This is a genomic window from Halorubrum salinum (assembly GCF_024494575.1).
In the GTDB taxonomy this organism is placed as follows: domain Archaea; phylum Halobacteriota; class Halobacteria; order Halobacteriales; family Haloferacaceae; genus Halorubrum; species Halorubrum salinum.
In genome coordinates, this window is record NZ_JANHDO010000001.1 from 427,365 (window position 1) to 446,088 (window position 18,724).

An 18,724-nucleotide genomic window follows, 5' to 3' on the forward strand; every position below is an offset into this window, starting at 1 on the left:
GCGGGCGGTCGGGTCGACTTACAGCTCGTCGACCGCCGCGAGCGCCGTCTCGACGTCTGGGACGTCGAACCACGCCGTCTCCGTGTAGGCGTTCGTTCCGGCCGCGTACATCGTCGAGACGGCCTCGACGACCTCGGCGGGAAGCGGGTCGGGCGACTCCGCACAGAGTTCCCGCCAGTCGTCGATCTCGCGGCCGTCGACCGCGGCCTTCGCCTCCTTTACGGCCTCGACCCACGCCGGGTCGTTCGCCTTGTACCACTGGCGGACGACCTCCTTCGAGACCCCTCGCCCGCCGTACGAGAAACGGTTCTCGTCGAAGGTGCCGACCACGTCCGCGACCCGGAGGTCCCCGTCGGCGTACAGGCACTCGATCTTCCCGTCCTCGTGGACGAAGCCGGCCGCCTCGGCGCGTTCCGTCACGACGCGGTTCACGTCGCGAGCGAGCGACTCCAGCGCCTCGATGTCGGCCGCGCCGGCGATCCGGTCGGCCTCCGCCCGGGTCAGGTAGCGGTCCTGCTCCTCGTACTTCGTCGAGAACTCCACCACGGGCTTCGGCAGGTCGACGGGTTCGTCCGGCCACTCGCCGTCCGGGCCCGCGAGCGCGTCGAGTCCGAACTCGCTCGGCTCCGTTCGCGTCCGGAGGCTGGAGCCGACCGGGACGCGGTTCCGGAACACCACCTCGAGCGGGACGAGGTAGTTGCCCCCGCCCGCCGCGTGGAAGGCGTCGTAGTCGTAGCCCGTTCGAGGCCCCTCGTAGGGGAGGTCCGGTACCTGCGTCAGTTCGATCGCCATCTGCGTCGGCGGCGCGGTCGCCTCGGCGAGCGGGACGACCGCCGGCTCGGCGTCTCCGTCGCCGTCCGGGACGCCCTCGGATCCCCCGGCTCCGCCCGGATCGACGACCCCCCGGTAGTGCGTCTCGATCCCGTCGTCTTCCAGCAGTTCGAAGTTGTACGCCCCCATCGCACAGAGGCTCGCCCCCTTGTGCGGGATCGCGTCGGGCATCTGCCCCCAGTCGAACACCGAGTACGCGTCCGTGAAGACGAACCGACCCCGTCCGGTTGCGTCGGCGGTCGCGGGCTCGTCGACGCGGAACTCCTTGACGCTCGTCATACGTCACTCGGCGACCGCCTCCCCCATGAATCTTTCATTTACGTGGCTATCCCGTTCCGCCATCTGCCAAAACGATCCACAATCGTGGTTCACACGCGGCGTCGAGTCGGCGGAACGCATCGAAAGGACCACACCCGTCGCCGCGCACGCTCCGGTATGCACGAGGCGCGCGAGGTCGTCGTCCTCCGGTACGGCCACCGCCCGGGACGCGACGACCGCATGACGACGCACGTGGGGCTCACGGCCCGGGCGCTCGGCGCGGACCGGGTGGTGTTCCCCGACAACGCCGGACAGTCGGCGGAGACGGTGCGGGACATCACGGACCGGTTCGGCGGACCGTTCGACGTCGAACTCCGCGCGGACCAGAAGGCGATCGTTCGCGACTTCGAGGGGATCGTCGTCCACCTGACCATGTACGGCGAGCGCGTACAGGACGTCGAGGCCGACGTCCGCGAGGCGGTCGGGCTCGACGACGCGGGGGAGGAGTCACGACCGCGCGACCTCCTCGTCGTCGTCGGCGGCGAGAAGGTGCCGTGGGCGCTCTACGAGCGCGCGGACTACAACGTGGGCGTGACGAACCAGCCGCACTCCGAGGTCGCCGGGCTCGCCGTCTTCCTCGACAGGCTGTTCGGGGGGACGGAGCTGGAACGCGAGTGGGCTGACGCGGACCGCCGGGTCCGCCCAGAAGCGACCGGGAAGACGGTGGTCGACGCGGACGGGGTCGACGAGGCGCGTGACGCGGGCGGCTCCGCCGAGGGCGACGCGGTCGCCGGCGACGACGAGCCGCGCGACCCCGGCGACGCCCGCGGCGCCGAGTGACCGGCTGACCTACTCGCGGTCGTCGTCGCCTCTCCGGTTCCGGCCGTCGTCGACGATCTCCGGCGTCCCGCTCAGGATCCCTCGCATCTCCGACATCGGCTCGCCGACCTTGATCCCGTGGCGCGTGATCTGGAACTCCCGGATCGTCCGCTCGAAGTCGCTGGTCCGCTTCTTCAACACGCCGAGCGCCTTCCGCATCTCGCCTTGCACCTCCAGGTGACGGAGGAAGATGATGTTGTCCGCGAGGTAGCTGATGTTCTCGACCGTCGCTTGGAACTCGCCCGTGATGTTCCGCGTCTCGTCGACGAAGATCCCCGTTACGCCCATGTTCTTGAGGTAACGACCGAGCGCGTGCATCTGCTGAAGCATCATCCCGTCCGCGCCCCGAAGCGTCAGCCGGTAGCCGGCGATCCCGTCGACCATCACGATGTCCGCGCCGCGGTCCTCGACCTCGTCGCGGACCATCCGCGCGAACTCCTGGGGCGACCGCTCTAACGCCTCGACTTCGTTCACCTGCAGCGCCCCCTTCTCTATCATCTCGTCGACGGGGATGTTCACCGCCCGCGACCGCGTGAGGAACGTCTCCTCGGTCTCCTCGAACAGGTAGATGACGGAGCGCTCGCCGCGGCCGGCCGCCTCCTTCATGAACTGCGTGCTCAGGGTCGTCTTGCCCACCCCGGTCGGGCCGCTGACGATACTGACGGTCCCCCGCTCGATCCCGCCGTCGAGCAGCTCGTCGACCTCCGGAACGCCCGAGGATATCTGTTCGAGGTCGTACTCGCCCGTGTGATCGCCGGGCTGGAGCGCCGGATACACCTCTATCCCCGCGTCGGTGACGCGGTAGGCGTGTTCACCGCTCTGCGTGGACGACCCGCGGAACTTCGGGACCTCGACCGTCTTGCCGTACTCCTCGCTCCCGAGCCCGATCGTCCCGTCGGTGATGAACTCCAGATCGTCCGTCGGCAGCGAGTCGGTGTCCTGCACGGTGAACATCACCGTGGCGTTTTGCGCCTTCAGAAACCGCATGAACCCGACGACCTGCTTGCGGAACTGGTAGTCGTCGGACAGGAGGAACCGGAGCTGCGTCAGCGGGTCGACCACGACTCGGTCCGGATCGGCCGCGGTCACGCCCTCGACTATCGCGTCGGTGAGCGGCTCTCGTTCGACCTCCTCGGGGGCGAACACCTCGTACGACTGGTCGTCGGTGAACACGTCCGCGCTCGGGCTGAGATCGAGGAACTCGATAGCGTCCGTGTCGAACCCGAGCGACTCCGCGTTCGCCTTCAGGTCGCTCACGTCCTCTTCGAGGTTGATGAACAGGCCCGTCTCTCCCGCGTCGAGCCCCGCCGTCAAGAAGTGGAGGCTGAGGATCGTCTTCCCGCTGCCCGCCCGTCCGCGCACCATGTAGCTCCGCTCCGGTATCAGCCCGCCCGAGAGGATCTCGTCGAGCCCGGCGATTCCGGTCGAGAGCCGATCGGATAGCGACGGTGTCATACTGTCGCATTACAGCCCGAGGAGCCATATAAATCCATAACTCTTAGTGACCGTAAACCCACTAGCGAAAGGAAATGGGCCCCGACTCCGAGGTGTCGTCTGGCACACACGACACCGATAGAGCGGCGCACGCCGAATCGGAGCCCGATCCCGGCCGATCGACGGACGCCGACGCGGTCTCGCGTCCCCGGAAGGTCCGTCCTCAGGCGGCGACCGGCGACCGCGACCGCGCCGCGCCCGCAGACGACCCCGCACGCGTCCTGTTGCTCATGCGCCCCGGCCGCGACCGCGACCTCGTCGCCGACGCCCTCGGCGAGCGGTACCGCGTCGACACCGCGACCGAAACGGGAGCGCTCGACCGCGCGTTCGACTGCTGCGTGCTCGACGACGCGGCCTTCGACCGCGTCGACGACGCGATCGCGACGCAGCGGGCGGCCGCCGACCCCGTGTTCGTCCCGTTCGCGCTCCTCGTGAGCGAGCGGTCCGACACCGTCCCGGCCGACGCGTGGAACCGCGTCGACGACGTGATCGAGCTCCCGGTGAAACGACGCGCGCTCGTCGCTCGGATCGACAACCTGATCCAGCGGCGGACCACCTCGCGCCGGCTCGCAGACACCGTCGACGAGCTTCGGCTGAAAGAGCGGGCGATGGACGAGTCCCCGATCGGCATCACCCTCGCGCGGTCGACGGAAGACGGATCGAACCCGCTCGTGTACTGCAACGAGGGGTTCGAGACGCTCACCGGCTACGGCCCGGAGATGCTCGGGAAGGACTGCCGGTTCCTGCAGGGCGAAGATACCGACGACGAGACGCGGGCGGAGCTTCGGGAGGCGATCGACGCCGAACGCCCGGTCGCCGTCGACATCCTGAACTACCGCGCGAACGACCAGAAGTTCTGGAACCGACTCACCGTCGCGCCGATCCGCGACGAGACGGGTTCGGTGACACACTACGTGGGGTTCCAGTCGGACATCACGGACCGGAAGATCCGGGAGCGCCGCCTGGAGGTGATGGGACGCGTGTTGAACCACAACCTCCGGAACAAGATGAACCTCATCGAGGGATACGCCGACCTCCTGCGGGCGGACATCGACGACGAGTCACACCGCCGATCGCTCGACGTCATCACCGAGACCGCGACCGACCTGATGGGGATCGCTCGCGCGGTACAGAAGATCGACGAGACCCTCGCGGACGCCGACCCGGCCCGCGTGGACCTACGCGACCGGCTGGTCGAACTCCGGAACCGCATCCACAGCCGCCACCCCGACGCCGAAGTCGAGGTGTCCTTACCCGACGACGACCCGGTCGTCGTGACCGTCGTCGGACTGTTCACCGCGATCGAGGAGGGCGCGGAGAACGCCGTCAAACACAACGACGCGCCGTCGCCGTGGGTGGCGATACGCGTCGAGCGGCTCTCGAACGAGTGGATACGGGTCGAGATCGAAGACGACGGTCCGGGGATCCCGGACCACGAGACGCAGGTCCTCGAACGGGGGGAGACCTCGCTCACCCACGCCGACCGGCTCGGGATCTGGCTCATGTACTGGGTCGTGAACCGGGCCGGCGGGGAGTTCACGGTGACCACCGGCGAGGCGGGGACGCTGCTCCGGCTCGACGTCCCCGCACACCCCTGAACGGAGCGGTCGACGATCGGAGCGGCCGCCGCTCGAAGCGGTCGACGATCAAAATGTCTACCGATCGAAACGCCCACCGATCAGAGCGCCCGCTTCGAGCGGAGCCGGGCGAGCCTGATCCGCGCTTCCTGCCGGCTCGTGCCTCTCACGCGGCCGGTCTCGCCGTCGGCCATCGAGACGAACGAGAGCCGGTCGAGGAGCGGAGGCCAGTCGGCGGCGCCCGCGGCGTCGCTGGCGAAGGCGACGGCGTTCCCGAGCCCGGTCCGCTCCCCTCCTCCGGCGCGTGCCACCGCGGCGTCCGCGTCGCGGCGTCCGCCCGCGACGGTGAGCCTGTCGCCGACGGCGGCGGGGACCCACGCGGGAGAGAGCAGCGCCCAGCACAGGACCCCGGCGACCGTGTACGCCCACGCCGGGACTCGCTCGCGGTCGGGTTCGTACCCGTGGATCCGGTTGACGCGGCGGTCGCCGGCCGTCCGTTCGCCGCGTCGGCCGACGAGGAGCGTCGCGAGCAGCGCCACCGTCTCGACGACGGCCACGGCGGGGAGGACGGCGGTAACGAGCAGCGGGTCGCGGGTCCGGAGCCGAACGAGCGCGTGTCTGAGCGCCGCGTCCCGGTCGGCCTCCGGGAGCGAGAGCAGCCGCGTGGAGACGACGAGCCGAGAGCCGCGGTAGCCGTCCGCGACGGCGACGTTCGCGGCCTCGGCGCGGACGACGGTGACCCGAGGCGCGTCGACCCCGACATCGTCGGCGAGCGTCGACACCCGGTCGGCGACGAAGTCCGCGGGGCGGTCGTCGAGGTCCGCCTCGGGCAGTCCCGCGACCCGGCGGTCGACGAGGAGCGGGCCGCCGAGCGCGGACCCGCCGAGGCCGACGACGACGGCCGCGAGGAGTCCGCCGACGGCACCCGGTCCGAAAAGACCGAGGCCGCCGGGGCCGAGCACGGCGGCGAGCGGGACGAGCGGCAGCGCGACGAGCACCACGGGGACGGAGAGGTACGCGAGCGCGCCGACCGCCCGGCGGCCGCGTCGGTCGCGCGTGCCGTCGTCTCCCGGAGCCATACGCACGAGTGGTGACACAGCCGACCTAAAGCTTTGCCGGACTACCGGACCCCGTCGCTCGCACTCGGCGGGCCGGCGACCGCGAGTTCGGGCACGCGCGCCGGCCGGGAGCGCGGGACGGCGAGGGGTGCCTCGCCGGCGGATCGTGGGGCTTTCGGAGGTTTTAATCCCGTTCCGCCACCAGTTTCCCGTAATGGCTTTTGAGGATCTACTGAACGACCCCGTCATCCAGAAGTACCTCCACGAGTTGGTGGGACCGACGGGGATGCCGGTCGCGGCCGCGCCGCCCGACGGCGAGGTCACCGACGAGGAGCTGGCCGAGGAGCTGGGACTCGAGCTCAACGACGTCCGCCGCGCGCTGTTCATCCTGTACGAGAACGACCTCGCGAGCTACCGCCGGGTGCGCGACGAGGACTCCGGCTGGCTCACGTACCTGTGGACGTTCCACTACGACAACATCCCGGAGAACCTCCAGGAGGAGATGTACCGGCTTCTCGACGCCCTAGAGGAGCGCGAGGAGTACGAGCGAACCCACGAGTTCTACCTCTGTGAGGTGTGTTCGATCCGGTTCGAGTTCGGCGAGGCGATGGACTTCGGCTTCGAGTGCCCGGAGTGCGGCTCGCCCGTCGAAGCGATGGACAACGACCGGCTCCGCGAGGCGATGGAACGCCGTCTCGAGGAACTCCGCGAGGAACTCAACGTGGATGTGACCGGCTGATGGTCGTCCTCGCAACCAAGTGCTACGTCGAGGGCGACGCCCGCGACCGCGCGCTCGACGGCATGGGCTCGCTCGTCGCGAACGACGTCGGGGACCTCCACGTCGACTGGCAGGTCGGCGTCCGCGACGACGGCTTCGTGCAGGTCGACGTGACCGGCGACGACGCCGAGGTCGCCCGCAACGTCCTCGCGGAGACGTGGGGCGAGATCGTCTCGCACGACGCGGGACTCGTCGCCGGCGAGACGTACGTCGGGACCCTCGAATCGTGGGACGACGACGGGTTCGTGCTGGACGCGGGCGAGGACGTGCTCGTTCCCGCCGACGGGCTCGGCCTCGGGGTCGGATCGCCGGAGCAGGTCGTCGAGCGGTTCGGACTGGTCCAGCACCTTCCCATGACGTTCGTCTACGGCGGCGACGTCGGCGACCCGGACGCGGAGCCGAGCCGCCTCGCCGACAGCGAGCGCGATCGGCTGTACGACTGGCAGCGCGAGAACGGCCGCGTGAACGTCAACTCCGCGACCCGCGGCGAGGTTCGCGCGACGGTGAACCGCGCGGGCCACGCCCAAGACATCGTCACGGTCGAGCGGCTCGGCCTCTTAGAACAGAGCATCGTCTGCACCGAGAACACGGACCCGCCGGGACTGCTGGCCGCGATCGGATCGTACCTCCCGGCGGAGATGCGGTGTGTCGTCTGAGGTGATCTGACCCCGTGAACCGACGCTTCGCCCTCGCGGTCGCCGTCGTCGCGCTCCTCGCGGTAAGCGCCGGCTGTCTCACCTACGTCAACGACGGCGGCGACGTCGCGAACGCGACCCTCGATGCCGATCCCCCGCGCGAGTACGACTTCGCGACGGACCGCGACGCCGCGTTCACCCTCTCGACGGGAACGCAGTACACGGCCGTCTACAACGTCTCCGGCGTGGAGGAGCTTCGCCTGTACCGACAGACGCCGTACGCGGGCGACCAGCCGCTGGAGTTCGAGGCGTTCCGCTACCGAACGACCGACGGCGAGGTGTTGAACGGCACCGAGTTCCGCGCCCGCGGCGGCGAGGTCGACCGGACGCCGGACGAGACGTGGATCCGGTTCGGCGACGGGCTGGGCGGCGGACAGGTGGCGTTTTCGGCGACCGGGTCGCCGCGGCGGTTCTCCACGCTCACCTACGTCGAGGGGTCGTACGCGGTGACGCTGCCGCCCGGATTCAGCACCGAGTTCCCGGTCGTCGGTCACATCTCTCCCCGGGGGTACGACGTCGAGACGGTCGGCGACCGCGACCGCATCGTCTGGGAGGACGTGACGAGCGGCTCCGTCGTTGTGCAGTCGTACCGCGAGACCGACCTTCTCGTCTTCGGCGTCATCCTCGCCGTCGCGATCCTCGCCGCGATCGTCGGGACGGTCTACTTCCGCCGACAGCTCGAAGCCCTCCGCGAGCGCCGCCGGGAGATGGGACTCGGCGTGTACGAGGACGACGAGTAACGCGTCGCCGCGAGCGCCGCCGGGAGATGGGACTCGGCGTGTACGAGGACGACGAGTAACGCGTCGCCGCGAGCGCCGACTGCACCGGCCGCCGCCTCCCGTGGTGGCCCTCGCCGGCCGCGTCCTTTTCTATCCCGCCCGCCTTGTGCGGGCATGGACGCTGCAATCGTCACCGTCGGGGACGAACTCCTCGTCGGCGACACCGAGAACACGAACGCGACGTGGCTCTGTGACCGGCTCGACGCCCGCGGGGTGCGGGTCCGCCGCGTGACCGTCGTCCCGGACGAGGTCGGCGAGATCGCGAGGGTTGTCAACGAGTATCACGCCGAGTACGACGCCGTGATCGTCACCGGCGGCCTCGGACCGACCCACGACGACGTGACGATGGACGCCGTCGCGGCCGCCTTCGGCCGCGATCTGGAGGCAAACGAACGGGCGGCCGGATGGCTCGCCGAAGAGGGATACAGCGCCGACGACCTGGCGGCCGAGACGACGCACCTCCCCGAGAACTGTCGGCCGCTCGAAAACGAGGCGGGCGTCGCGCCCGGCGCGGTCGTCGAGTCCGTGTACGTGCTTCCGGGCGTTCCGCGGGAGATGAAGGCGATGTTCGAGTCCGTCGCCGACGAGTTCGAGGGGACGCCGACGCACACGGTCGTCGTCGACGTCGACGAGCCGGAGAGCGCGCTGTTGGAGCGGTTCGCGGCGCTCGAATCGGAGTTCGACGTGAGCGTCGGGTCGTACCCCGGCGAGAGCGTGCGCGTGAAGATCACGGCGGCGAGCGCGGACGAGGCCGAGCGCGCCGCCGAGTGGATCCGAACCCGATCGACGCTGGTCGACTCGGCGTGATCGGGGCGGTCTTCGGCTCCCCGACGTGACGCGTCGCCGGCCTACCGGAAGAGGTACACGAGCCACGCGGCGGTGACGACGAGACTCGCGACGAGCACGGCGGTCGCGGTCGCGTCGATCGGCAGCGGTTCGGTCACGGCGGCTTCGAGTAGCATGGATCGGGGTTGTTCTGGGGGCGTCTTAAGTATTGATCTTCGCCCGTCGCGGCCCGGCTGCGACCCGGCGGAGACGCCGCCCGGCCGACGCGCCTCGCTTAAGTTCTCGCCGGCGAAGTGTCGGGTATGCACGTCGGATTCGTGATGAACCCGATCGCCGGTATGGGCGGTCGCGTCGGGCTCAAAGGCACCGACGGGAAGGTCGCCGAGGCGGTCGAGCGCGGGGCGACGCCGCGCGCGCCGGACCGCGCGCGCCGGGCGCTCGACCGCCTCGCGTCGGTCGCCCCCGAGACGCGCGTCTCGACCGCGTCCGACCCGATGGGAGAGCGGTTGGTCCGCGAGGCCGGCTTCGACCCCGTGCGCGTCGTGGACCCGTTCGAGGGCGACGCCCCGGAGCCGACCGAGACGAGCGCGGACCACACGGCTCGCGTCGTGCGGGCGTTCGCCGGCCTCGAACGCGAGACCGGACCCGGAACCGACACCGGCACCGAAGACGCGGGCGACGCGCCCGTCGACCTCGTCGTCTTCGTCGGCGGCGACGGCACCGCGACGGACGTGGCGACCGCACTGGAGGGGACCGATGTGCCGATGCTCGGCGTCCCGGCCGGGGTGAAGGTGTACTCGTCGGTGTTCGCGGTCTCGCCGGAGGACGCCGCGGAGGTCGCGGCGACGTTTTCCCGGACGGAGCGCCGCGAGGTGATGGACATCGACGAGGACGCCTACCGCGAGGGCGAGGTCCACCCGGAGCTGCGGGCGGTCGCCGCGGTCCCCGTCGCCGACGACCTCCAGTCGTCGAAACAGACCGCGAGCGGGACCGTCGAGTCGCTGGCCGAGGGCGTCGCCGACGACGTTCGCGCGCGCGACGGCGAGGGCGTCACCTTCGTGCTCGGACCGGGGTCGACCGTCGGCGCGATCAAGGCGGAACTGGGGTTCGAGCCGTCGCCGATCGGCGTCGACGTGTGGCGCGACGGCGAGGTCGTCGCCCGCGACGCGACGGAGTCCGAGATCCTCGACGCGCTCGGCGAGGAGAACGTGATCGTGGTCTCGCCGATCGGCGGACAGGGGTTCGTCTTCGGGCGGGGGAACCCGCAGCTGTCGCCCGCCGTCATCGAGCGCTGTGAGGTGCAGATCGTCGCGTCTCGGTCGAAGCTCGACGACGTGCGCGCGCTCCGCGTCGACACCGACGACCCCGCCCTCGACGCCGAGCTGGCCGGGTGGGTCCGCGTCCGCGTCGGGAAGTTCGAGACGCGGATGATGAAGATCGTCTGAGTCTGTCGGCGGCGACGGGACGCGCGAACCTGTTCGTTTAACCCACCGTGGATCGTGATCCGCGTATATGGTCGAGGTTCTGCTTCTCGTCGGACTCGTGGTCGCGGCGTTCGTCGGGTACAACATCGGCGGGGCGACGACCGGGCCGGCGTTCGGACCGGCGGTCGGCGCGAACGTGATCTCGAAGGCCGGCGCGGCCGCGTTGATGTCGGTGTTCTTCTTCGTCGGTGCGGGGACGCTCGGACAGCGCGTCGTGACGACGCTCGGCGAGGATCTCGTGACGGGCGCGAACGTCTTCACGCTGGAGACGAGCATCGTCGTCCTGTTTTTCATCGGCGGCGCGCTGTTCATCGGGAACTTCGCCGGCGTCCCCGCGTCGACGTCGATGACGGCGGTGGGGGCGATCGCCGGGCTCGGGCTGGCGACCGGGACGCTCGATCTGGCGGTGATGGGTGAGATCGCGATCTGGTGGATCGTCGCCCCGATCATCGGGTTCTGGGTCTCCGGCGTCGTCGGCCGGTACTTCTATCCGACCATCGACAAGTGGGTCGCGATCGAGAGCACCGAGGGCGCGCTGTTCGAGTTCGACCGCTCCGGCGTGATTCCGCGGCCCGTTCCCGGGCCGAACACGACCCGGCGCGAACTCGTCGGCGGCGCGGTCGTCATCGCCATCGGCTGTCTGATGGCATTCTCCTCGGGCACGTCGAACATCGCGAACGCCATCGCGCCGCTCGTCGCGCTCGACGGCGTCGAGATGGAGCCGATGATCCTCCTCGGGAGCGCCGCGGTCGCGGTCGGCGCGTTCACGATCGCCCGGCGGACGCTCGACACGCTCGGAAACGACATCACCGACCTGCCGCTCACCGCCGCGATCGTCGTCGCCTGCGTCTCCTCAGGGATCGTCATCACCCTCTCCGCCGTGGGTATCCCGGCGTCGTTCGTGATCATCGCGACGATGTCGATCGTCGGGCTCGGCTGGGGGCGCGCGACGCGGACCGTCACCGTCAAACAGGGGATACGCGGCGAGAAGGAGCCGACGGTCTCCGTCGGCGCGCTCGCCGCAGACGAGATGCCGGACATCGGCGAGGGCGACCCGTCGAACATCCCCTCCGCGGCGGATCTGTTCAACCCGACCACGAGCGCCCGCGTCGTCCTGATGCAGAACGTCGTGCCGCTCCTCTCGACGGTCGGCGCGCTGGTGACGTTCACGCTGCTCTTCCGGTTCGTCTGGTAGCCGCGTCGGCGCGCCGGGAAGCGGGGCGCGTCGAGCCGGAGCCGCCGACTCTCGGTTCGGATCTACCGACCGAACCGCCGCTGTCGATTCTGGTAATCGAGGACCGCACGGAGATAGTCGCGCCGCCTGAAATCGCGCCAGTTCACGTCGGTGAAGTACAGCTCCGCGTACACCGACTGCCAGATGGCGAAGTCGGAGAGCCGCTCCGCACCGGTTTTGATGACGAGATCGGGCTCTTCGGGGAACACGAGCCGGTCCGAGACGTCGGCGGCGTCGATCTCGTCCGGATCGACGGTGCCGTCGGCGACGTCCCGTGCGAGCTCCCTGACCGCGCCGGCGAACTCGGCTTTTCCGCCGAGCCCCACCGTCACCCGGATCGGGGCGTCTTCGGCGTTCGGGGGTGACGAGTCCGGGTCGTCGCGGTCGGCGTCCGCCGGCCCTCTGACGACGAGCGGCCTCGGGGCGTCGAGCCGCCGTAGTTCGCGCGTGAGCGCGGGCACGACGGACTCGTCGAGGACGGACACCGAGACGGTGACGCGCGCCGCGCCGTACTCGAACGCCCACCGGAGCGCGTCGGCGAGGGTGTCGAACGCGCCGTCGGCGAGGAGATCGCGCTCGGTGATGACGATCGCGACGTGCGACGGCGGCTCGCCGTCGTGGAGGCGGTGACGGAGCGCGAGGTAGCTGTCGTACAGTCCCACGTCGAACTGATCCCGTCGGTCGGGTATAAATCGTCGGCGTCGGGGCGGCGACGCGGACGCTCGGCGGCGCGGCGACGCGGGCACGACGGCGCGGCGATCGCACGGAGCGGGCGTGCCGCGCGGACGACGAGGGGTTTAATTCGCCGTCGCTCGTAGCGTGCGCGATGGCAGACAGCTATCGCGGCGTGTTCGGCGCGATCCCCTACGCGATCCGACACACCGAGTCGTGGACCATGCGGCTGTACGGCGTCGTCGGCGCGCTGTCGGCCGGGTTCATCGCGCTCGTCGTCACGCTCGGACTCGTCGTGTGGATGGGCGAGACCGTCGGCGTCGAGAGCGGGACGTTCCTGTTCACGCGATCGCTTTTCGTGGTCGCCGGCTTCGCCGCGGTCGCGCCGCTCCTCGCCCCGCTGCTTTTCGTCGCGCGCCGACACCGACGGGACGATCCGGTCAGCGACGGCTACGACCGGAAGCTAGCGTACGGCGGGTTCTGCTTTCTGGCCTCGCTGTACGTCGGAATGATAATCTCCACGCCGGCCGACCTGCGCGAGCCGACGGAGTCGGTCGCGTTGGGCGCGCTCTACGCGCTGCCGCGGCCGGCGGCGGTCGTCCCGCCGGTCGCGGCCGCCGTCCTCGTGTTCGCGCTCCACTTCCGGCTCCGCGTCGGCGGGGACCCGGCGGCCGACGACGCCCCCGAGACCGACGCCGCCTCGGAGTAGCGGACGAGGTCCGTCCGCGGCTCGAAACCCCGAAGGGGCTCGGCGGCGTACGCCTGTGCAATGACCGACGAAGCGGACCGCGGCGACGAGACGGCCCCCGCAGACGAGTCGGACCGCGACGGCGGGCGGGATAGCGACGGCGACCCCGACGCGGCCGCCGGCAAAGAGAGCACGTTCCTCGTCACTCACGTCGAGGCCGACTCGGCGGTGCTGAAGGACGTCCACGACGGGCAGGTCCACACGCTGAGTTCGAACCCCGGGCTCGCCGAGGACGACGCGGTCGAGGCGACCGTCGCGCCGGACCCGCCGATGGAGGTGACCTATCGGGTGATCGAGGTGAGCGAGCGACGGAGCCTCTCGATGGCGGAGAGCGAGGAGCCGCCGACGGTCCACGAGCGCGACCTCGCGGCGGAGACGCCGACCGGCGAACTGGCTCGCGAGCCCCGCGCCGGTGTCGGCGAAGTCCACGTGCTGACGCCGCCCGAGGGGGACACGCGTGACGCGGTCGCGGACGTGCTCGCGGACCGCGAGGGGACCCTCGCTCGCGCGGCTCGGCTCGGCGTGAACCGCGTCGAGATACGGTCGGAACCCGGCGTCGTGAGCGTGCGATACCTGCCGTGAGCGTACGTGCGACGCGTCGGGCGGCGGCGCTCGCGCGCGCCCGAGTGAGAAGGCTTATTCGAGCCCGCCCGGGAATCGGTGATTATGGTAGCGATCGAGGTACCGGAGATAAACTACACCGAGTACTCTAACCGGCAGCTCGTGGCGGTCCCGCTCGCGGTCCTCGTTCTCGCGCTCGCGATCATCGGCGGGTGGTATCTCGCCACCGGCGCGCCGGCGGACCTCGGGTTGGAGTTCACGGGCGGCGTGGAGCTCCGGATAGCCGACGACGGCGGCGACGTGGAACAGCAGATCGAAACCGCATTCGAGCGACAGCCGGACTCGGTCCGGTCGATTCCCGCCGACGACGTGTACGTCGTCACCTTCCGCGCGGCCGACGACGACCCCGAGGGGCTCGCGAACGACCTCTCGACGCAGGCCGACGAGGCCGGGCTCTCGACCGAGGCGGTCGACCAGGTCTCGCCGAGCTTCGCCAGCGACACCGCACGCACCGCCGTCTTCGGGGTCGGGCTCGCGTTCCTCGGGATGAGCGTGCTCGTGTTCGCGCTGTTCCGGACGTTCGTCCCCTCCATCGCGGTCGTCGCCTCCGCGTTCTCCGACCTCGTGATCCCCGTCGCGGTGATGAACCTGCTCGGGATCCAGATGACGCTCGGCACGATCGCGGCGCTTCTCATGATCATCGGATACAGCGTCGACTCGGACATCCTGTTGAACAACTCCGTGTTGCGTCGGACCGGCGACTTCTACGAGTCCGTGAGCCGCGCGATGCGGACCGGCGTGACGATGACGCTCACGTCGATGGCGGCGATGATCGTCATGGCGGTCGTCGCGGCCGTCTTCGGCGTCGACCTCCTCCGGAACATCGGGATCATCCTCGCGGTCGGGCTCTGTGCCGACCTCATGAACACGTACCTCCTCAACGTCTCGCTGCTCCGTTGGTACAAGTTCGAGGGGGTGAGCCGCTAAATGCTCGAACCGGTCAAGAAGAACTGGCGCATCCTGCTCTTGGTCGTCGTCGTGGTCGGCGCGACCGTGGCGCTTTTCGCGCCGCAGTTCGGCCCACAGACCGCGCCGGGCGAGAACGCGACCGAGGCCCAACAGGGTGTCACGAACCTCCAGTACGGGCTCGATCTCGCCGGCGGGACGCGCGTCCGCGCTCCGCTTCTCGGTTACACCGCGACCGGCGTCGACTTCGGCGGCGACACGCCGGTGGAGGTCGAGGAAGCGGTCGCCGCGGAGCTCGACGATACCGGCGCTCGCAACGTCGGCACGTACGTCGAAGACGACGCTCGACAGGTCGAGGTCACCGACGCCTCGGTGAGCGAAGACCAGTTCCGCGCCGCGATGGAGGCGGCCGGGTACGCGTACGAGGACGTGCGGCCGGGAGTCACCCCGGAAACGCGTGATCTCGCCCAAGAGATAATCCAGGGCAAGATCAACGAAGCGGGTCTCTCGGGCGGCAGCGTCCAGCAGGTCCAGTCGATCACCGGACGGTACTTCATGCTCGTCGAGGTGCCCGGTGAGGGCCGAGAGGACGTCGTCTCGCTTCTCGAAGAACGCGGGACTGTCCAGATCGACATCGCGTATCCGACCGACAACGGCACCGCGGTCGAAGAGGCGGTGTTGATCCAGGACGACTTCGAGAACATCGGCACGGCAACGCAGCGCGAGGGGACGACGCAGTCGTACGTCCCGGTCACGGTCCGGAACACCGCGGCCGGCGGCGAGCAGTCGCCGGCGGCGGGCTTCCAGCAGGCGGTCGCCGACCGCGGGTTCCAGTCGGCGTATCAGACGGAGACCGACCGGTGCGAGTACAACACCGAGACGGGCGAGATCGGGAACGACAACCCGTGTCTCCTCCTCACGGTCGACGGTGAGGTCGTCAACTCGTTCGGGATGGACCCGGACCTCGCCGCCAGCATGGCGAGCGGCGAGTGGGCCGAGACCGGGAGCTTCCAGCTGACGACCGGCGACTTCGCGACCGCGGAGACCATCTCCGTCAACCTGCGCGCCGGTGCTCTCCCCGCCGAACTGGACATCAGCGGACAGGGGACATCGAGCACCATCTCGGCCGCACAGGGTGAGAGCTACAAGACCTACTCGCTGGTGACGGGGATCCTCGCGGTGTTCGCGGTCGCGGGCATGGTGTTCCTCCGCTACCGCGAGCCGGCCGTGGCGCTGCCGATGATCGTGACCGCGCTCGCCGAGGTGTACGCGCTCCTCGGGTTCGCGGCGCTTCTGAGCTACCCGCTCGAACTCGCGGTGATAGCCGGGTTCATCGCCGTGGTCGGGACCGGCGTCGACGACCTCGTGATCATCGCCGACGAGGTGATGAGCGAGGGCGAGGTGAACTCTCGGACGGTGTTCGACTCCCGGTTCCGCCGCGCGTTCTGGGTCATCGGAGCGGCCGCCGCGACGACCATCGTCGCGATGTCGCCGCTCATGGTGCTCTCGCTCGGCGACCTCTCCGGGTTCGCGATCTTCACCATCCTCGGCGTGCTGATCGGCGTGTTGATCACCCGCCCCGCCTACGGCGACATCCTCCGCCGGCTGCTCACGATCCGGTGAGGTCCCGTTCGGGACGCGCCCGCACCGCACACCCGCTCCCGTCGGTCCGGATCGACCGCTGACCGCTTTTTGTCGGCTTCGCTGTTTCACGTCCTCCCCTTCGCCGTCCGTGGTCGACCCTCGCTGTCGCGCCGTTCGCGGCCGGCTCTCCCTGCTCCCCTGAGGTCACTGCGCCGTCGGAGACTCCGCCGTGCCGTGTCCGATCGCCGGAGTGTCCCCGACGAGCATCGATCACCCACGATTCTGAGTGGCCAACCGACAAACTATTAGTTTAGACCAATCTAAACCGAGTATGCCGACCGACACCGTCGAAGACTATCTCAAGGCGATCCACCGGATCGAGTCGCGGACGGGACCGCCCGTCTCCACCTCGGCGATCGCGGAGGCGCTCGGGAAGGCCCCGGCGACCGTCACGAGCATGCTCGAAACGCTCTCGGACCGCGGTCTCCTCACCCGCGAGAAGTACGCGGGCGCGGAACTCACGCCGGCAGGCGAGGTCGCCGCGCTCGAAGTCGTCCGCCGCCACCGGCTCATCGAGGCGTTCCTCTCCGAACAGCTGGGATACGAGCCGAGCGAGGTCCACGACGAGGCCGACGCGCTCGAACACCACGTCAGCGAGGAGTTCACCCGTCGGGTGGAGCGCACGCTCGATTACCCGACCGCCGACCCCCACGGCGATCCGATCCCGCCCGCAGACCTGTCTACGCCCGAGACGTCCGGGACCGCGGTGCTCGCCTCGCTCGAACCGGGATCGCTGGCGACGGTCGCCCGGGTGAGCGACCGCGACCGAGACGTTCTGGAGTTCCTCTTCGACGCGGGCATCACACCGGAGACGACCGTCGAAGTCGTCGACGTCACGTCGTTCGGGATGATGACGGTCAGGACCGAAGACGAGGCCGAACACGACCTGCCGGAGGCGGTCGCCGAGCGCGTTCACGTCGCGCGGTCGCCCGAGGCCGCCGGAGTCGACGACGGCGTGGAGGCGGGAGGCGCATGACGGGGTACGCGGAGATCGTCGTGATCGCCTTCGCCGCACAGCTCGCGGTGCTTCCGGGCGAGAAGGTCCAGTTGATGATCGCCGGGCTCGCGACGCGCTACGACCCGAAGGTCGTCGTCGCGGCCGCGGGGTCGGCGTTCGCGGGCTGGACCGCCGTCGAGATCGCGTTCGGCCGGGCGCTTCAGGCCGCGCTGCCGCCGCTCGCGCTCGACGCGGTGACCGCGGTGCTGTTCTTCGCCTTCGCGGTCCTCTTGTATCGGTCCGCGCCCGCCCGCAACTCCGGCTTCGGAGACGCAGAGCGGACCGACGGCGGACTCGCCGCGTTCGACGACCTCTCGCTACCGGGTAGCCTCGACCGCTACTCGGAGTCGTTCGGCGGCTTTTTCCCCATCTTCCTCCTCACCGCGACCGGCGAGTTCGGCGACAAGACGCAGCTGGTCACGATCGGGCTCGCGGTACAGTACGGCGCGACCTCGGCGATCTGGTTCGGCGAGATGCTCGCCATCATCCCGGTGAGCCTCGCGAACGCGTACCTGTTTTCGACCTTCGCCGGCCGGTTCGACATGCGGCTCGCGCACTTCGGCTCCGCGCTGCTCTTCGCCTTCTTCGGTGCCGACACCGTGCTCTCGATGGCCACCGGATTCTCCGTCTGGGAGGCGTTCGTCGGCGCGGTCGGCGGGCTCGCGTCCGGGCTGTTCTGAGTCGGTAGGCGTTTGGTAGGCGGTCGTAGGCGTCCGGTAGGCGTCGCGGTTTCGCCCGCTCGACGGCCGTTGCGGTCCGCCCGCCCGGCGCAGCATGTTATATACCTGCGTCGCCTCCCTACGGGAATGGGACACACACGCATTCTAGTCGTTCTCGCCGTTGCGGCGGTTGCCATCGGTGCCGTCACCGGCGGCGCGGTCGCACAGTCTTCCGGTGACGACGCGGACCTGTACGAGTCGCTGGAGGAGATGGTCCCGGCGTACAACGAAAACGCCGACAGCGTTAATCTCGGCCCGGTCAGCATCGCCGGGACGAGCAATATCTACATCGAGGACGGGGACTCCGTCGTCACGTACTCGATGACGATAGACGACCGGAACCGCATCACGGACCTGTCCGAGAGCCCGGACGACGACGCGGTCCGAAAGATAACCACCGACCGCGAGACGATAGAGCGTCTCACTGCCGCCGACAACCCGGCTCGCGCGTTCCGCGACGCGGTCGCCAACGACGACATCGTCATCACCGGGGAGGACGGCCAGACCGTCGAGCGGATAAAGTGGGCGGTGATCAACGCGTTCAAGGGATTCTTCCTGTAGCGC

General features: G+C 69.7%; 19 protein-coding genes. 15 read left to right on the plus strand and 4 right to left on the minus strand.

Features of this window, described 5'->3' with window-relative positions; translation table 11 throughout:
• Positions 1-18: 18 nt before the first annotated feature.
• Positions 19-1,110, minus strand: coding sequence for a phosphoribosylaminoimidazolesuccinocarboxamide synthase (locus NO930_RS02160; RefSeq protein WP_256402327.1), 1,092 nt, complete (start codon positions 1,108-1,110; stop codon positions 19-21).
• 156 nt (positions 1,111-1,266) lie between these two features.
• Here NO930_RS02160 and NO930_RS02165 point away from each other — a divergent pair, with 156 nt between their 5' ends.
• On the plus strand, positions 1,267-1,929 hold the full coding sequence (locus tag NO930_RS02165; RefSeq protein WP_256402328.1) for a tRNA (cytidine(56)-2'-O)-methyltransferase: 663 nt from the start codon (positions 1,267-1,269) through the stop codon (positions 1,927-1,929).
• 9 nt (positions 1,930-1,938) lie between these two features.
• On the opposite strand, the gene NO930_RS02170 is transcribed toward NO930_RS02165, so the two are convergent.
• Positions 1,939-3,423, minus strand: coding sequence for an ATPase domain-containing protein (locus NO930_RS02170; protein WP_256402329.1), 1,485 nt, complete (start codon positions 3,421-3,423; stop codon positions 1,939-1,941).
• A gap of 74 nt (positions 3,424-3,497) precedes the next feature.
• On the opposite strand from NO930_RS02170, the gene NO930_RS02175 reads away from it, so the two are divergent.
• Positions 3,498-5,060 (plus strand): PAS domain-containing protein, encoded by a 1,563-nt coding sequence (locus tag NO930_RS02175; RefSeq protein WP_256402330.1) that lies wholly within the window; start codon positions 3,498-3,500, stop codon positions 5,058-5,060.
• A gap of 80 nt (positions 5,061-5,140) precedes the next feature.
• On the opposite strand, the gene NO930_RS02180 is transcribed toward NO930_RS02175, so the two are convergent.
• Positions 5,141-6,118: a hypothetical protein gene (locus NO930_RS02180; RefSeq protein WP_256402331.1), complete on the minus strand. Its 978-nt coding sequence runs from the start codon at positions 6,116-6,118 to the stop codon at positions 5,141-5,143.
• Between the two features lie 193 nt (positions 6,119-6,311).
• Here NO930_RS02180 and NO930_RS02185 point away from each other — a divergent pair, with 193 nt between their 5' ends.
• The 6 genes from NO930_RS02185 to NO930_RS02210 all read left to right on the plus strand — a co-directional run bounded on the left by NO930_RS02185 (position 6,312) and on the right by NO930_RS02210 (position 11,814).
• Positions 6,312-6,836 carry a transcription factor gene (locus NO930_RS02185; protein WP_137784274.1) on the plus strand — a complete coding sequence of 175 codons (525 nt, stop codon included), beginning with the start codon at positions 6,312-6,314 and terminating at the stop codon, positions 6,834-6,836.
• Positions 6,836-7,531 (plus strand): DUF2110 family protein, encoded by a 696-nt coding sequence (locus tag NO930_RS02190; RefSeq protein WP_256402332.1) that lies wholly within the window; start codon positions 6,836-6,838, stop codon positions 7,529-7,531. The genes NO930_RS02185 and NO930_RS02190 overlap by 1 nt, the downstream gene beginning before the upstream one ends.
• Positions 7,532-7,545: 14 nt before the next feature.
• Positions 7,546-8,310, plus strand: a complete 765-nt coding sequence (locus NO930_RS02195) for a DUF5803 family protein (RefSeq protein WP_256402333.1) — start codon at positions 7,546-7,548, stop codon at positions 8,308-8,310.
• 153 nt (positions 8,311-8,463) lie between these two features.
• Complete coding sequence (locus NO930_RS02200; RefSeq protein ID WP_256402334.1) at positions 8,464-9,156, plus strand: competence/damage-inducible protein A; 693 nt, start codon at positions 8,464-8,466, stop codon at positions 9,154-9,156.
• A 281-nt stretch (positions 9,157-9,437) separates the two neighbouring features.
• Positions 9,438-10,580, plus strand: coding sequence for an ATP-NAD kinase family protein (locus tag NO930_RS02205; protein ID WP_256402335.1), 1,143 nt, complete (start codon positions 9,438-9,440; stop codon positions 10,578-10,580).
• 67 nt (positions 10,581-10,647) lie between these two features.
• Positions 10,648-11,814, plus strand: coding sequence for an inorganic phosphate transporter (locus NO930_RS02210; protein WP_256402336.1), 1,167 nt, complete (start codon positions 10,648-10,650; stop codon positions 11,812-11,814).
• Between the two features lie 62 nt (positions 11,815-11,876).
• Here the strand turns inward: NO930_RS02210 and NO930_RS02215 are convergent, their stop codons facing one another.
• Complete coding sequence (locus NO930_RS02215) at positions 11,877-12,515, minus strand: undecaprenyl diphosphate synthase family protein (RefSeq protein WP_256402337.1); 639 nt, start codon at positions 12,513-12,515, stop codon at positions 11,877-11,879.
• 164 nt (positions 12,516-12,679) lie between these two features.
• Between NO930_RS02215 and NO930_RS02220 the strand changes: the two genes are divergently transcribed.
• The 7 genes from NO930_RS02220 (at position 12,680) to NO930_RS02250 (ending at position 18,721) form a co-directional block, all read left to right on the plus strand.
• A complete protein-coding gene (locus NO930_RS02220; protein ID WP_137784492.1) occupies positions 12,680-13,234 on the plus strand; it encodes a DUF8056 family protein in 555 nt (184 codons plus the stop codon).
• A gap of 60 nt (positions 13,235-13,294) precedes the next feature.
• The gene (locus tag NO930_RS02225) at positions 13,295-13,855 is read left to right on the plus strand and encodes a DUF5812 family protein (protein ID WP_241997087.1); all 561 of its coding nucleotides are present in this window, start codon (positions 13,295-13,297) and stop codon (positions 13,853-13,855) included.
• 84 nt (positions 13,856-13,939) lie between these two features.
• Positions 13,940-14,821, plus strand: coding sequence for a protein translocase subunit SecF (gene secF / locus NO930_RS02230; RefSeq protein WP_137784302.1), 882 nt, complete (start codon positions 13,940-13,942; stop codon positions 14,819-14,821).
• Positions 14,822-16,423: a preprotein translocase subunit SecD gene (locus tag NO930_RS02235; RefSeq protein WP_256402338.1), complete on the plus strand. Its 1,602-nt coding sequence runs from the start codon at positions 14,822-14,824 to the stop codon at positions 16,421-16,423.
• Between the two features lie 292 nt (positions 16,424-16,715).
• The gene (locus tag NO930_RS02240; RefSeq protein WP_256402339.1) at positions 16,716-17,420 is read left to right on the plus strand and encodes a metal-dependent transcriptional regulator; all 705 of its coding nucleotides are present in this window, start codon (positions 16,716-16,718) and stop codon (positions 17,418-17,420) included.
• Positions 17,417-18,121: a TMEM165/GDT1 family protein gene (locus NO930_RS02245; RefSeq protein WP_256402340.1), complete on the plus strand. Its 705-nt coding sequence runs from the start codon at positions 17,417-17,419 to the stop codon at positions 18,119-18,121. The genes NO930_RS02240 and NO930_RS02245 overlap by 4 nt, the downstream gene beginning before the upstream one ends.
• A gap of 126 nt (positions 18,122-18,247) precedes the next feature.
• Positions 18,248-18,721, plus strand: a complete 474-nt coding sequence (locus tag NO930_RS02250) for a hypothetical protein (protein ID WP_256402341.1) — start codon at positions 18,248-18,250, stop codon at positions 18,719-18,721.
• The last annotated feature ends 3 nt before the right edge of the window (positions 18,722-18,724 follow it).